The organism is Anoxybacillus sp. (assembly GCF_036834105.1).
GTDB lineage: Bacteria > Bacillota > Bacilli > Bacillales > Anoxybacillaceae > Anoxybacillus.
The window spans coordinates 1-14,694 of the sequence record NZ_DAITON010000055.1 but is presented as its reverse complement, the minus strand read 5'-3'; the positions used below and the strand labels follow the sequence as shown (position 1 = coordinate 14,694).

The 14,694-nt window shown below is 41.7% G+C and carries 13 protein-coding genes; 4 read left to right on the top strand and 9 right to left on the bottom strand.

Features of this window, described 5'->3' with window-relative positions:
• From V7Z64_RS07215 to V7Z64_RS07200, 4 genes are all read left to right on the top strand, one after another.
• A partial coding sequence (locus V7Z64_RS07215) for an HD-GYP domain-containing protein (protein WP_334109891.1) occupies nucleotides 1-786 on the top strand: 786 nt, incomplete at its 5' end.
• Nucleotides 787-834: 48 nt separating this feature from the next.
• Nucleotides 835-1,443 (top strand): response regulator transcription factor, encoded by a 609-nt coding sequence (locus V7Z64_RS07210; protein WP_297989449.1) that lies wholly within the window; start codon nucleotides 835-837, stop codon nucleotides 1,441-1,443.
• Nucleotides 1,409-2,629, top strand: a complete 1,221-nt coding sequence (locus V7Z64_RS07205; RefSeq protein ID WP_297989451.1) for an EAL and HDOD domain-containing protein — start codon at nucleotides 1,409-1,411, stop codon at nucleotides 2,627-2,629. The genes V7Z64_RS07210 and V7Z64_RS07205 overlap by 35 nt, the downstream gene beginning before the upstream one ends.
• 74 nt (nucleotides 2,630-2,703) lie before the next feature.
• A complete protein-coding gene (locus V7Z64_RS07200; protein WP_297989453.1) occupies nucleotides 2,704-5,067 on the top strand; it encodes an EAL domain-containing protein in 2,364 nt (787 codons plus the stop codon).
• Between the two features lie 12 nt (nucleotides 5,068-5,079).
• On the opposite strand, the gene V7Z64_RS07195 is transcribed toward V7Z64_RS07200, so the two are convergent.
• The 9 genes from V7Z64_RS07195 to V7Z64_RS07155 form a co-directional block, all read right to left on the bottom strand.
• Nucleotides 5,080-5,874: an ABC transporter ATP-binding protein gene (locus V7Z64_RS07195; RefSeq protein WP_297989462.1), complete on the bottom strand. Its 795-nt coding sequence runs from the start codon at nucleotides 5,872-5,874 to the stop codon at nucleotides 5,080-5,082.
• Nucleotides 5,840-6,814: an ABC transporter permease gene (locus V7Z64_RS07190; RefSeq protein ID WP_297989455.1), complete on the bottom strand. Its 975-nt coding sequence runs from the start codon at nucleotides 6,812-6,814 to the stop codon at nucleotides 5,840-5,842. The genes V7Z64_RS07195 and V7Z64_RS07190 overlap by 35 nt, the downstream gene beginning before the upstream one ends.
• A 17-nt stretch (nucleotides 6,815-6,831) precedes the next feature.
• Entirely contained in the window at nucleotides 6,832-7,818 is a 987-nt protein-coding gene (locus tag V7Z64_RS07185; RefSeq protein WP_297989457.1) for an ABC transporter substrate-binding protein, read from the bottom strand.
• A 113-nt stretch (nucleotides 7,819-7,931) separates the two neighbouring features.
• The gene (locus V7Z64_RS07180; RefSeq protein ID WP_297989459.1) at nucleotides 7,932-9,482 is read right to left on the bottom strand and encodes a fatty acid--CoA ligase family protein; all 1,551 of its coding nucleotides are present in this window, start codon (nucleotides 9,480-9,482) and stop codon (nucleotides 7,932-7,934) included.
• 169 nt (nucleotides 9,483-9,651) lie between these two features.
• Complete coding sequence (locus V7Z64_RS07175) at nucleotides 9,652-10,314, bottom strand: 3'-5' exonuclease (RefSeq protein ID WP_334109886.1); 663 nt, start codon at nucleotides 10,312-10,314, stop codon at nucleotides 9,652-9,654.
• Nucleotides 10,315-10,325: 11 nt separating this feature from the next.
• A complete protein-coding gene (locus V7Z64_RS07170) occupies nucleotides 10,326-12,161 on the bottom strand; it encodes a DUF294 nucleotidyltransferase-like domain-containing protein (protein ID WP_334109884.1) in 1,836 nt (611 codons plus the stop codon).
• A 51-nt stretch (nucleotides 12,162-12,212) separates the two neighbouring features.
• Nucleotides 12,213-13,862, bottom strand: a complete 1,650-nt coding sequence (locus V7Z64_RS07165) for a sodium:solute symporter family protein (protein WP_297990108.1) — start codon at nucleotides 13,860-13,862, stop codon at nucleotides 12,213-12,215.
• Nucleotides 13,863-13,888: 26 nt separating this feature from the next.
• Nucleotides 13,889-14,191: a DUF4212 domain-containing protein gene (locus V7Z64_RS07160; protein ID WP_297990111.1), complete on the bottom strand. Its 303-nt coding sequence runs from the start codon at nucleotides 14,189-14,191 to the stop codon at nucleotides 13,889-13,891.
• Nucleotides 14,178-14,381, bottom strand: coding sequence for a hypothetical protein (locus tag V7Z64_RS07155; protein ID WP_297990113.1), 204 nt, complete (start codon nucleotides 14,379-14,381; stop codon nucleotides 14,178-14,180). The genes V7Z64_RS07160 and V7Z64_RS07155 overlap by 14 nt, the downstream gene beginning before the upstream one ends.
• Nucleotides 14,382-14,694: the final 313 nt, after the last annotated feature.

The following is a 14,694-nucleotide window of genomic DNA, read 5'->3' as shown; positions in this document are numbered from 1 at the left end:
TTTTTGTACTCCTCCATTCTTTTTTTAGTCGCTTTGATAATGTTTTACTTATTTATTAGTTATACGACGACAAAGCATATAACGCACACGATCGATTCCTTGCAACAAAACATCGCGGACGACTATATTCCGAACGTTTATATTGACGAATTTTCCTCTCTCGTTCACACGTTCAATGCATATAACGATCGGACAAAACAAATTTTTTTGCTGTTGCATACAATTGGACGGGAAAATGATGAATATCGGTACATCGCTGAACATTCTCACCGCGTTGCAAATTATTGTTTGAGAATTGGTGAATATCTCGGTCTTAACGATCATCAGCTACATAGCTTGTATCAAGCTGCCCTTCTTCACGACATTGGAAAAATAGGTATACCTAGCTATATTTTATTAAAAAAAGAACCTTTATCTAAAGATGAATTTTCATTTATTCAACAATATCCGAACATTAGCTACTTTATAGCCAAAGCGACATTAAGAGCGGAAAATGAAGAGATGTTAGACGCCATTCGATTTCATAAAGAACATGTAGACGGAACAGGATATCCTAACCGTTTGAAACAAGATGAGATCCCTTTGCTAGCAAAAATCATCTCAGCCGTAGATGCATTTGATGCGATGACCTCATCTAGGCCGTACCGAAAAAGTAAAAGTAAAATGGAAGCAATTGAAACTTTATTAAAAGAAAGCGGGACAAAGTGGGATGCCAAAATTGTGAATGTAGTGAACCTATTATTAACAAAAAATATAAAATATGTTGATGTAGCGATAAGAAGCTAAACACTTCAGATCGCTTTTTTCTTGTCTATATAGAAAGGAGACGCTTCATTGGACTGTACAAACTTATTTAAAACGACTATTTGTTGTTTTGAACAACAAATCAACCGACCGATTGTGCTCGTTTTAAACGACTCGTTCATTTTCTCGAGCTGCTCATCAGAAGATGTCAAATATTTTTTTTATAAAAACGAATCTATGATTAAGCGGCATATTTTTAGTATGTCAGAAACGACTATAGTACGTTACGATTCAACGTCATGGATCGTTTATCCTATTCAAACAGGCACAAACCATAGTTCTGTTCGTTTGCTTATTTCCCATCCATACCATCCAGACAATCATATGTACGTCGAATGCTTAATTGAAATACTTACGCTTATCATTCAAAAAAAATATAGCGAGCAACAACTCGCCCAAGAAGTTGAACAACTATCAGAAAGAGAGAGACAAATATTTTTCCTTTTACTAAAAGGATATAGCAATCAAGAAATTGCAAACGAACTCGTTTTGAGCAAACATACGATTAAAAATCATATTAACCATGTGTTTCAAAAACTGGACGTCAAACGTCGTTCGCAGTTAATTGCAAAGTTCAGTCATCTTTATCATTCGGGGGATCGTCATGGATATTTTTGTAGGGAGACAACCGATTTTTAATAAAAAATATGAAGTCATCGGTTATGAATTACTTTACAGAAGCGGAGAAAAAAACTTTTATAACGCGTTAGACGGAAATAGAGCGACAATGGACGTGCTCATCAATAGCTTTATGAACATTGGAATTGACAGGCTAACAAATGGAGCACGATGTTTCATTAACTTCACAGAAACATTGTTAAAAAGACGCATTCCGTTCCATTTTCCGAAAAATTTAATTGTTGTCGAGGTGCTCGAAACAATCCCTTATTCGCATGAACTCTTGCAAATTTGCAAGGAGCTAAAAAAAGAGGGATACACCATCGCGTTAGACGATTTTATTTTCTCAGAAGAATACATTCCTTTATTCCCTTATATTGATATTGTTAAAGTCGATTTTTCTCGCTCCAATGATTACAAGGCATATTATTCTGTCATTCATTCTCACCATATTCATTTACTTGCCGAAAAAATTGAAACGAGCGAACAATTGGCTGAAGCCATACGAAGCGGATTCGTATATTTCCAAGGATATTTTTTCAGTAAACCAATCGTCGTAAAAGAAAAATCACTTCCAAAAATGTCGCACGCTTCTCATTTCTCTTTGTTAAAACAATTAAATAAAAATGAATTAAACTTCGAGGAGATTGTTGAAGCGATTGAACACGATCCTTCATTAACTTATCGTTTATTAAAAACTGTAAATTCTTTTTTTCTATCTTCTTCACCAAAAATTAAATCAATTCGTCATGCGGCGATTTTGCTTGGAACAAATCATTTAAAAAGCTGGTTGACCGTTCTTGCCTTTCAACAGCCGAACGAGCCGTTTAAAAATGAAGTCATCGTCAATAGTCTACTAAGGGCAAAAACACTTGAGCAGCTTGCCCATTTTGTTGGTGTAAGCGATGAAAAAGAGATGCTGTTCTTTATGGGCATCTGTTCTTCTTTGCATCTACTATTGGATCGGCCTTTGCATGACGTATTGGAAGAGCTACATGTCGATGAAATTATTCAACAAGCATTAGAGGGGCGTCATCCGCTATATTCCTCTTTATTTGAGCTCGTTCTCTCACTCGAGACAAACGATAACGAGCAAACGAAACAATTGGCGAAGGCGCTAAACATCCCTACGTCTGAAGCATTCGCCATTTATCAAAAAAGCATCGAATGGATCGTGCAAATGCAAAGTGAATGGGCAAACTTATAAGTATTGAAAAATCAACATCTTTCGACAATAATAGACATATATTCTATTTTTCTATCCAAAAGGAGGGGCTCGAAGTGGAGAACCACCCACCCGCGTCACATGCCCTTTGTACAGATGAACAACTTTTGTTCCACATCATGGATCAATTATTTGATATCGTATTTTTAATGAAAGTCGAAGAAGGTTCGCGCTTTCGCTATGAGTGCGTCAGTCCTGCCGCTCTCCATTTAGCAAGCTTAACGGAAAAAGATATCGGAAAATGCATCGAAGATATATATGATCATCGCGTTGCAAACCGTCTAAATGAACAATACACGAAGGCGACGCAAACCAAATCGGTCATTACATTTCGTGATCGCATGAATGTAGAAGGGATACGTTTTGCGGAATCTACGTTAATCCCTATTTTAAACGACAACAATGAAGTATCCTATATCGTCGCATGCACGCGTGAAATTACCGATATGCTACAAAAAGAAGAGCAGGTAGAAGAAGCGAATCAATTGATCGAATCTTTATTTACGTACTCTCAAGAAGCTTTTATTTTATTTGACTTATGCGGTGTGAATCGCGAAATGGAACGTTTATTTGGCGTACAAAAAGAAGAAGTAGTCGGCAAAACGCTTTTCGATGTCATTCCTGTGCATAAAGAAAATATTGAACAAACGTTAGAACGATTAGGCGAAGGAAAGCCGCTACATACGATTCGCTTGACGATGAAAACGAAACATCATGAAACGATATACGTTTCCGTGAATGCATCGCCTTTGTTAGACAAAAACGGCAACATTATCGCTGGTTTTGCTAGCCTTTTAAACATTACGGACCTCATCCAAACGCAAAAGCAGTTAAACCGAAGCGAAAAATTGCACCGTCATATTGTGGAAGCTTTCCCAAAGGCAATGATGATGTGTACGAACGAGCGCCTGACGTACGCCAATCCGATTGCTCTCCATACGCTCAAGGCATCAACATTGGACGATGTGAAAAACAAGCCCATTCACCAATTCATTCATACGAATAAACAAACAACGATCACAGCTCTAGACGGAGAAACGATCCCCGTACAAATTGGTGTACTCCCATTTCCATACGAAAAAGAACGGGTCGAGTTAATGATCATTAAACCAATCGAACCGATTGCGCCCAAACAACAAGAAGAAACATATTTAGAAAGAGAACAATTTATCGAAAAATTGACAGAGCTTCTTTTGTCATACGAGGGCGTAGCCGTTCTTTTAATTGACGTGTACCAATTTAAATTTATCAACAGTTTCCTCGGCTATGAAAACGGAAACGAGCTATTAAAACAAATCGGTCTACGTCTTCATGAAGCGATTCATTGTAAGGCGATATGGACGCGAATAAACGGCGATCAATTTTCAGTTGCCCTTTCATATGAAACACAAAAGGAAGTCATTGAACTTGCCGACGTAATCAAAGAAGCTCTTCAAGAAACGTATGTGATCGATCACCAACCGATTCGAATCGGCATTCATATCGGGATAAGCTACGCATACGACGCCCAATTATGTGCGGAAACGTTATTGAACAACGCAGAGAAGGCACTATATTTTGCGAAAATGGAAGGAACGAATATCATTAAGCGATACGAACCGCATATGTCAGACGTTTTTACCCGAAAAATTCAGCTTGAAAATGCCCTTCCGTTAGCTGTAGAAAACGAAGAGCTTTTTTTACTTTATCAGCCAAAAGTCAATGTCCACGAGCAATCATATAGCTTGGAAGCGCTCGTTCGTTGGAAACATCCGCAGTTTGGCTTAGTGAGCCCTGCAGAGTTTATTCCGATGGCAGAGGAAACGAACGTCATTTACGATATCGGGAAATGGGTGTTGCGCCAAGCGTGTCGCGATCTTTCTTTTCTACGTCAAAGTGCCGCTTGGTGTATAAAAATCGCCATCAACTTATCGGCAAAACAATTTTTAGACGAGCAGCTCGTTGAAGATATTGAACATATTTTGCAACAAGAACATTGCGATGCCTCTTGCTTTATTTTTGAGATTACAGAAACGACAATTATTAAAAATCCTGAACGCGTCGTGACAACGTTAGAACGTTTAAAGAAACTCGGTTTTTCTATTGCGGTAGATGACTTTGGCGTCAGCTACTCATCGCTTGAATATTTAAATCGCTTCCCGATCGATGAAGTAAAAATCGACCGCTCATTTATTCAAAACATGATAAACAATGAGAAAAGCAAAGAAATTGTGGGCGCGATTATCTCCTTAGCGCATAAATTAGGATTAACCGTAACAGCTGAAGGTGTTGAAACGGAACAACAAGCGCAATTTTTAATCGAAAAACAGTGCGAACAACTGCAAGGTTTTTACTTTAGCCGACCGGTATCGCTTGAACAACTGCCAAACACGATCGCATCATTACAACAAATCGTTCACACATTAAAATCCCCGATGTAACTCGGGGATTTTTTATACAAGCACGGCGCGATCGCTCGCGAACTGACTGCCGCGAATGCGTTGAAACTCTTGTAAAAGCTTTTCGACAGTCAGTTTTTTCTTTTCTTCGCCACTTGCTTCAAAAATGATTTGTCCACCATCCATCATAATAAGTCGGTTTCCTAATTGGACAGCTTGTTCCATATTATGCGTCACCATTAACGTCGTAAGACGATGTTGTTCAACAATTTGTTTCGTTAAATCAGTAATGAGTTGGGCGCGTGCTGGGTCTAGCGCTGCCGTATGTTCATCAAGCAACAACACATGCGGTTTCGTAAACGTCGCCATAAGCAACGATAACGCTTGTCGTTCCCCGCCAGATAACAAACCGACTTTTGCATGGAGACGATTTTCTAATCCGAGTTGAAGCGTAGCAAGCGTTTCTTTAAAAAATTGGCGCCGCTTTTTCGTCACACCAAAGCGAAGCGTCCGTTTGACTGTTCGGTTATAAGCGATCGCTAAGTTTTCTTCAATTGTCATATTGGGCGCGGTTCCTGCCATCGGGTCTTGGAATACACGACCGATATAACGCGCTCGATCATGTTCGCTCATCGTCGTCACATGCTTGCCATCAATCATAACTTCGCCTGTATCTGGAGAGAGGCGACCAGAAATGATATTCATTAACGTCGATTTCCCGGCTCCATTGCTGCCGATAATCGTAACGAAATCTCCCGGCTGAAGCGAAAGTTCGATATGTTTTAGTGCCACTTTCTCATCGATCGTTCCTTCGTTAAACACTTTCGTAATCTGCTTGAGTTGAAGCAACAGACGCACCCCGCTTTCTCGCTTTTCGCTGCTTTTCCGCACGCGCTGCCACCATTTGCGGAACGACGAGCGCTAAAATGACGATACATGCTGTAATGAGCTTCACATCGCCCGTTTCTAAAAATTGCACACGCAACGCCAGCGTAATAACGATGCGATAAACGATTGCCCCTAAAATAACAGCCAGCGTCGCCCGCACAATCGTTTTAGCGCCAAACAACGCTTCCCCGATAATGACCGACGCTAAACCGATAACAATCATTCCGATGCCCATGCCAATGTCACTAAATCCGCTATATTGTGCGATGAGAGCGCCTGAAAACGCAACGAGCGCATTCGACAACCCTAGCCCTAAAATCGTTAAACGGTCTGTATTGCCTGAAAAACTAGCAATCATTTTTTTATTGTCGCCGACTGCTCGTAACGCTAACCCGACTTCCGTTTTTAAAAACAAATCAATAACGACTTTAACGATCACTACTAACAACGTTCCAAAAACGATAACCGCCCATGTTTTCGGAACGAACGGAACGATCGTCGCTAGCGCTTCATCCATTCGTTGAAATTGCTTTGCCATGATCGTCATAACCGTTTCTTGCTGCAAAAGTGGCACGTTCGGTTTTCCCATAATGCGCAAATTGATCGAATATAAGGCGATCATCATTAAAATGCCGGACAACAACGGGTTAATTTTTCCTTTCGTATGCAAAAGACCGGTCGTGCACCCAGCCAAAAATCCGGCACCAAGCGCCGCCAGTGAAGCGACAAACGGGTGGACACCGCCGACGATGAAGACGGAAGCAACAGCTGCTCCCGTCACAAAACTTCCGTCGACCGTCAAATCGGGAAAATCTAAAATTCGAAACGATATATATACACCAAGCGCCATTAGCGCATATAACAATCCTGCTTCTACAGAACTAAACAATGCTGTAATCATACGATCCATCCTTTACGTTATTCAATGAATTCCGCCATGCTATCCCATTCACTTCTCCATTCCACACCCATCTCTTGCGCTGCTTTTTTATTGATGACAAGCTTTAACTTTTGCGGATATTGCACCGGAAGTTCGGATGGCTTTTTCTTTCCTTCTAAAATGTCAGCTGCCATCACGCCTGCCTCATAACCGATATCGTAGTAGTCAAAGCCGTAAGCTGCAAAACCACCGCGTTTTACCGAGTCTAACTCACCAACGAAAAGAGGTATATCTTGATCGTTAGCCACTTGAATGACCGACTCAAGCGCTGAGACGACGGTATTATCCGTAATGACATAAAAACAATCAACTTTGCCAACGAGCGATTCGGCTGCTTGTTTCACTTCTGCTGATGTCGATACAGAAACAGGTACAATCGTTAAATCCGTGCCTTCCATCGCCTTTTTCACCGCATCAATTTGCGCAACCGAGTTTTGCTCGCCGGCATTGTAAATCATACCGACGCGATTTCCATTAACAAATTGGTCAATAAACTGCACCGTTTTCGGAATCGCATCTGGATGTGTATCTGTCGTTCCTGTTACATTGCCACCCGGATTTTCCATCGATTGCACGAGCTTCGCCCCAACCGGATCGGTTACCGACGTAAAAACGATCGGAATGTCTTTCGTTGCATTTAGCGCCCCGAGCGCGCTCGGTGTTGAGTTCGCAAAAATTAAATCGACTCCATCCGCGACGAAGTTGTTTGCGATCGTTTGATTATTGTTCATATCTCCTTGCGCAATTTGCACATCGTATTCGACTTTTAGACCTTTATCTTCAAGCGCCTTTTTAAATCCATTAAACGCTGCATCGAGCGATGGATGTTCAACAATTTGCGTCACGCCAATTTTATATGTTTTCCCGCTCTCTCCACTCGTTTCTGTTCCCGTTTTGTCCCCAGAGCATCCCGCGAGCATGCTACCTGCAAACAACAACGCTCCACACGTTTTTAACCACTTCATCTGTATCCCCCTCACTTTTATACTGTTTCGCTTTTATGCGTTAAATTATACAAATATATTTTCTAAATATCAAGCAAATTCTTAAAACTTTTATAAAAAAAATAAAACGGTGCTTATTGTGCACCGCTTTGAGAGACGACTTGTTCTTTTAACGCCCGTCTTAAAATTTTTCCTGTCGTATTTTTTGGTAATTCATCTAAAAATTCAATTGAACTTGGCACTTTATATTTCGCTAAATGTTCGCTGCAATACGCGATGAGCTGTTGTTCGGTCAACTGTTTATTTTTGCTCACAACATAACATTTCACCGCTTCACCAAAATTCGGATCAGGGACGCCAATGACAGCCGCTTCAACAACATCTGGATGGCTATACAATACTTCTTCCACTTCACGCGGATATACGTTATACCCACCGACGATAATCATATCTTTTTTCCGATCGACAATATAAAAATATCCTTCCTCATCCATTTTTGCTAAGTCGCCTGTATATAGCCAACCGTCGCGAATCGTATGCGCCGTTTCTTCCGGCATTTTATAATATCCTTTCATCACGTTCGGTCCGCGTACGATCAGTTCACCTACTTCGCCGACCGGCACTTCTTCACCTAATTCGTTCACAATTTTATTTTCGACGTTTATAATGCTCGTTCCAATCGAGCCCGGTTTACGCGGACGATCGAGCGGATTAAAACATGTAACTGGCGACGCTTCTGAAAGTCCATACCCTTCGGAAACGATCACTTGAAACTTTTTCTCGAAATTTTTCAATAGCGCTACAGGCATTGATGCCCCACCAGAAATGCATAGACGAATGTGCGAAAAATGTTCTGCCTTTCCGTCGGGATATTGATATAAAAAGTTGTACATCGTCGGTACGCCTGCAAAAACGGTCGCCTTTTGCTCGCTTGCGATTCGGAATACGTCTCCGGGACTAAACTTCGGAAGAATAAGCACCGTTCCGCCATTCATAAGCGGTGCATTGAGCGCCACCGTTAAACAAAAGACATGAAACATCGGCAACGTCGCAATGACACGGTCGTCTTCGTTAATTTTTAAATAGTCCGCTACATCTTGGGCATTGCTGTAAAGATTTTTATGCGTCAACATCGCCCCTTTCGGTTTCCCCGTCGTTCCCGATGTGTATAAAATGACTGCCACATCGTCATCATGGAGCGCCGGGCCGAAAAACGGAACTTCACCTGTCGCTAATACCGTTGTAAACGATTTCATTTTTTCAGGCAAAACGATGCCATGTTCTTTTCCTTGCGGCGTTTCGCAAATAATGATATGCTCGACGCTCGGTAAGCGTCCGTCAAGCTTCATCAATGTCGGAATGACGAGATCGAGCGCAATGACTACTTTCACATCACCGTTTGTTAAAATGTAATGAATTTCATCGGGCGTATAAATCGGATTGATTGGAATGACCGTCGCCCCGGCGCGCATCGCCCCGTACAAACTGACAACAAAATATGGAGAATTGCCTAATAACAATGCCACATGATCCCCTTTGTTTACCCCTAGCTTTGCTAGTCCGCTCGCAAACTTCATAACTGCCCCGTTCAACTCGCCATACGTCGCCTCCGTTTGTTCAAACACATATGCCCGCTTGTCCGGCTTTTGCAATGCGATTTGTTCTAACCGTGAAACTAAATTCATTTTCTCCCCACCCCTTAATGAATGAATAGTCATTCATTTTAAAATTAAAAAAATTCTAAATGTATTATATTTTAAAATAAAAAAACAAGCAAGTAGGACATTGTCGTGCAAACGATCACGTCTTGCCTCTCCTAGGTGGGTAAAAAAAAGAAAACGGGGGCTCTCCCCGTTAAAATGACAATGAGCGCATTTGGCTATCGGTTGCCCGCAGCAATTCTCCCCATGTTTCATATCCACGCAGCCGAAATTGTTGTAACAGCTCCACAAATAAATACGCGGTCGTTAGCGCATCGCCAAGGGCGGAGTGACGTTCGTACATACGCGTGCCGAACGCTTGGGCATATCGCTCTAAGTCGCGCATATCATACGACGGTGCAATGAAACCGATTAAATCGAGCGTATCGATAAATGTCGGCTTGTGAAATTTCATTTTTTCTCTGCGCAACTCATGCTTTATGACAAATAAATCAAACGAAATGTAATGCCCAACAAAACAGGCGCTTTGTTTTTGCTCAACGAAATTGAAAAATTGTTGCAGCGCCTCAATCGCCGTAGGGGCATGTTTCACTTTTTCTTCTGTAATGTTTGTCAATTCAACAATAATCGGTGGGATATCGCGATTCGGATTCACATACGTATGAAACGTTTCGTCTTCCAGCACCTTCGTCCCTTTCACTTGCACCGCACCAATTTCAATGAGACGATCAGCCGTTGCCACGTTAAAGCCTGTCGTTTCTGTATCAAATACGGTAAAAACAATATCATCAATCGGTGCTGATAACGGGATGTCGTCGCTTAACTTGTAATCAATCGCCTTTCGTAAAAAAAACATGACCATCCCCCCTAAAAATGAGAAAATAATTGCGCTTGTAGTTGCTTTAACGTTTTTAAACTTAAAATGAGTTCATCTTTTTCTCTTGTCGTCATCGTTGTAAACGATAAGACAGACGACGATTGTTTATTCGCTTTATAATGATTCCATTTATGGCGAATGTAAATAGCTAGCACGTTTTCGGCCGCTTTTTGTACATCTTTTACAAACGATGGAGACAACACACGCTTCTCTCTTAGCTTCTCCATTCGCTCAAACGGCGTACCGGATACAATTCCATGAATTAAAGATAAAATTTGCACGCTATGATGGTAAGGAAATAGCACTTCTTTTTTCATATCGATTGTTTTTCGCTCAAGACCAAAAATAGAACGAATCGGACGATCAAGCGTTGGAATCTCATTTTGTTTTTCTATCTCAACGAGGCGAAAAAAGAAAATTTTTGCCCGATTGAGTTGTTCACGAATTTGTTGTTCAAATGTGCGATGCAAGTCCATATCCCCATATACAAACCGATATGAAAAAAAGTTTTGCGCTAACAACAAATTGTCATTTGTCGCGTGAATCATCCATTCGCGCAATCGGTCTTTCCACGTTTCAAGCGAACCGCGCCATGCGTCTTCATTCGCCATCATTTTTCCTTTGCATCGTTCATAACCAGCTTTCTCCATAACACGTACAATCGCCTCACCGAGCTTCGAAAAATACGCAGCGTGCTCCTCGCTTTCATACACAAGAAAATGATCTTGATCAGTTAATAAAAACTGTTCCCTCCGCCCACTTGATCCCATTTGATAAAAAGCGAAACGACACGGCGGCTCTCCGACTTCGTTTAGCGCCAACGCCATACAACGCAACACAAGGCGATCATATAGTTTCGTAATCATATTTAAACATTGGGCAATCGGTACTTGGTCGCGCAACATCGTTCCTAACAGTTCATAAATGGCCATTTTCATTTTTGGCAACGTTCGCTCATCAGCATGATCAATTTGTTGAATCGTGCGCATCATGCTTTCATTTTTCTTTCGCATTAAATCAGAAAACGTCACTATTCCTTGTACTTTTTCATCGTCAACAACCGGCAAATGTTTTACTCCGCGCTCAATCATCATCGCAAGCGCATCGTAATAATACGCGAATCGTGAAATCGTTGCGACATCTTTTGTCATCACTCGTTCAATGGCCGTATCGTACGGGAGCGAGCAACTAAGCACTCGTTCGACAAGATCGGTTTCAGTAACGATGCCGCATAACTTTTGTTCGTCCGTCACAACAATGGAACTAATATGCGTCTCCGCCATTTTTTTTGCAGCTTCTTGTACTGTTGCTGTTGGCGGTAAAGTAACAACATCACGAACCATTAAATCTTGCACAGGAACAACAAACGATGTCGAATCCCCAAATTTACGCGCCTGCTTAATTTGTTCAGCAAGCGATACATACACATCTTTTAAGCGGACGCACGCCTGCGCAAGCAAATAGTCATGTACGTTCGGGTCATCCCATAACCGCGTTAACACAGAAAATGGCATGACAAGCACTTCGCATCGTTCCGCCGCCCGTACGGCAACGAGTTCTTCTTTTCCTTCACTTTTCGATACACCTAAAAAATGAGCTAAGCTTGAAAATCCGATGATTCCACCTTTTTGCACAACTTCAAGCACTTCATCATATCCTTCGTGCTCGACATACACTTCCGCCACCCCGTCAAGCAACAAGACAAGCCCTTTACGCCGCTCATTTTTTCCTAAAATCGCATCGTCTTTTTCAAACGTTTTTTGCTCACATTTGGCAACGAGTCGATCGACTTCTTCTGTTGACAAACCGCTAAATAGTGGATGCATTCTTTCCCCTCCCTCGTAAAAACGGCATCTGTATACACAGATGCCTTTACATTATCTCATCCACACTTGGCCGTCTTTATATGTCATTTGCTCTGGATAACGGAGGTCGTACACTTCTTCTTGTACAGCTTGCGAAGGCTCTTTCGTCATTAAAGATACGACGACATTTGCCACAATCGCAGCCACAGCACCAAATACACCTGCACCTGTATCAACAATGCCGGCAATCGAAAACCCGCCGTATTTCGCTGCTAAAATGTAGCTTAACGAAACAATTAAACCGACAAGCATGCCTGCAATTGCACCTGCAGAGTTTGAGCGCTTCCACCATACGCCAAGCACAAGGGCAGGGAAAAACGTACTCGCCGCAATTGCAAACGCCCACGCGACAATTTGTGTAATCACGCCCGGAGGATTTAACGCGACTAAACCAGCTAACACCGTCGCTGCAACAATCGAAATGCGCGCAACAAGCAACCGATTTTGTTCAGATGCGTTCGGGCGCAAAATACGATAATAAATGTCATGAGCAAACGATGATGAAATGGCAATCATTAAGCCACCCGCTGTCGACAACGCCGCTGCCATCGCACCAGCTGCGACTAAGCCAATGACAAACATGCCAAGGTTTGCGATCTCTGGCGTTGCCATAACGACGATGTCATTGCTAATGACCATCTCTTGCCATTGTAAAATGCCGTCGCCATTCGCATCAGCAATTTGCAACTTCCCTGTGTTAACCCATTTTTCGGTCCATGCCGGCAACTCAGTAATTTTTTGCCCAACGACGTTTTTCAATAAGATGAAGCGCGAAAATGCAGCGTATGCTGGAGCTGATAAATAAAGCAAACCGATAAATAAAAGTGCCCACGCGCCTGACCAACGTGCCGCCTTCATCGTTGATACGGTATAGAAGCGAACGATAACGTGCGGAAGTCCCGCTGTTCCAGCCATTAATGTAAACATAAGGGCGAGAAATTGCCACTTACTTCCCTTTAAAAACGGCTCTGCGTATTGCGAAATCCCTAGCTGCTGATCTAGCTCTTGAAATTGACCGACAATTTTCCCATAAGAAAGCCAAGGAATTGGATTTCCTGTCAGCTGTAGCGACATAAAGACAACTGGAATTAAATACGCGATAATTAAAATGATGTATTGGGCTACTTGCGTCCATGTAATTCCTTTCATTCCGCCAAACGCTGCATAAAACGCAATTAACACAACCCCAATCATCGTGCCGACTTTCGCATCAACTTCGAGCAAACGCCCGATAACAACCCCTGAACCTGAAAGCTGACCGATAGAATAAACGAACGAAATAATGATCGTACAAATGGCTGCAATGAGACGCGCGGAATGGCTCTCGTAACGGTCACCAATAAATTCTGGCACCGTATAACGACCGTATTTACGGAGTTGCGGAGCAAGCAAAAACGTCAACAGCAAATAGCCGCCCGTCCATCCCATAATGTATGCAAGCCCATCGTACCCTAACAACATGATCGTACCGGCCATACCGATAAATGACGCAGCGCTCATCCAGTCCGCCGCGATCGCCATACCGTTTGAAAACGGAGAAATACCGCGCCCTGCTACGTAGAAATCAGATGTTTCTTTCGCTTTATTGTAAATGGCAATCCCAATATATAACGCAAATGAAGCAATAATGATAGATAAAGACACGAGAAATTGTGTATCCATCGTGCTCCCCCTTCCCCTTTGTTCTCTTAATGATCAAGTGTTTTTCCTGCGCTTAGTTGCTCGTTTCTCTCTTCGCTAATGCCGTATTTTTTGTCAATGCTGTCGCTTACTTTGGCATTAATAAACAACAAGACGATAAACGTCACTACAGCCCCTTGTGTCCCCATGAAATAATGAAACGGGAATCCGTTAAACGTCATGTTTTTAAACGATTCCGCAAACATGACCACGCCAAACGAGACAATAAACCAAATAATTAAAAAAATGACAATTAACCGCACGCGTTCACGGAAGTATGAATCGGCAATTTTTTTATCAATTTGTTTCAAACAAACACACCCCCAAGTTAAAAATAAATTTGACCGTTTCGAGAAATGGCGCTGGGAACGTTATCACTTCAAACAAAAAGTAAGCGAAGACTGACAAAAATGGAATGAGTAAAAAGAAAGGCTTTTGTTTCCGAAAAGCAACGTACAAACTCGCAACTGTAATGGCTAAGATGAGGTAAAATCCAACCAAACAAATCCCCCCCTATGTTGTAAGCGTTATCATTTTCTTTTAACCCCCACCTCCTAGTATGTACTGCTAAATTTTAAGAAAATTCTAACACAATCATATTATCTCTACTTTTCACTCCATCGTCAAGCATCTGTTCAAAAAATTTTCAAATTTTTTATTCTGTATTATAACAAAACATTCTTAATTAAGTTCCTCTTGTCATCCCAACATGGAACAACCATTTCTTAAACGATTGTTTCACAAAAATAAACAAGCTAATCCAGAAACGTAAACACGTTTCGAGATTAGCCTCTTTCATTTCTATTTACTTTAC

Bases quoted from the DNA above. Each gene is read 5' to 3' on its own strand.
- V7Z64_RS07205 (WP_297989451.1), top strand. From the start codon at position 1,409: ATGGATATTTTTGTAGGGAGACAACCGATTTTTAATAAAAAATATGAA.
- V7Z64_RS07190 (WP_297989455.1), bottom strand. From the start codon at position 6,814: ATGATTACAGCATTGTTTAGTTCTGTAGAAGCAGGATTGTTATATGCG.
- V7Z64_RS07185 (WP_297989457.1), bottom strand. From the start codon at position 7,818: ATGAAGTGGTTAAAAACGTGTGGAGCGTTGTTGTTTGCAGGTAGCATG.
- V7Z64_RS07180 (WP_297989459.1), bottom strand. From the start codon at position 9,482: ATGAATTTAGTTTCACGGTTAGAACAAATCGCATTGCAAAAGCCGGAC.
- V7Z64_RS07175 (WP_334109886.1), bottom strand. From the start codon at position 10,314: ATGTTTTTTTTACGAAAGGCGATTGATTACAAGTTAAGCGACGACATC.
- V7Z64_RS07170 (WP_334109884.1), bottom strand. From the start codon at position 12,161: ATGCATCCACTATTTAGCGGTTTGTCAACAGAAGAAGTCGATCGACTC.
- V7Z64_RS07165 (WP_297990108.1), bottom strand. From the start codon at position 13,862: ATGGATACACAATTTCTCGTGTCTTTATCTATCATTATTGCTTCATTT.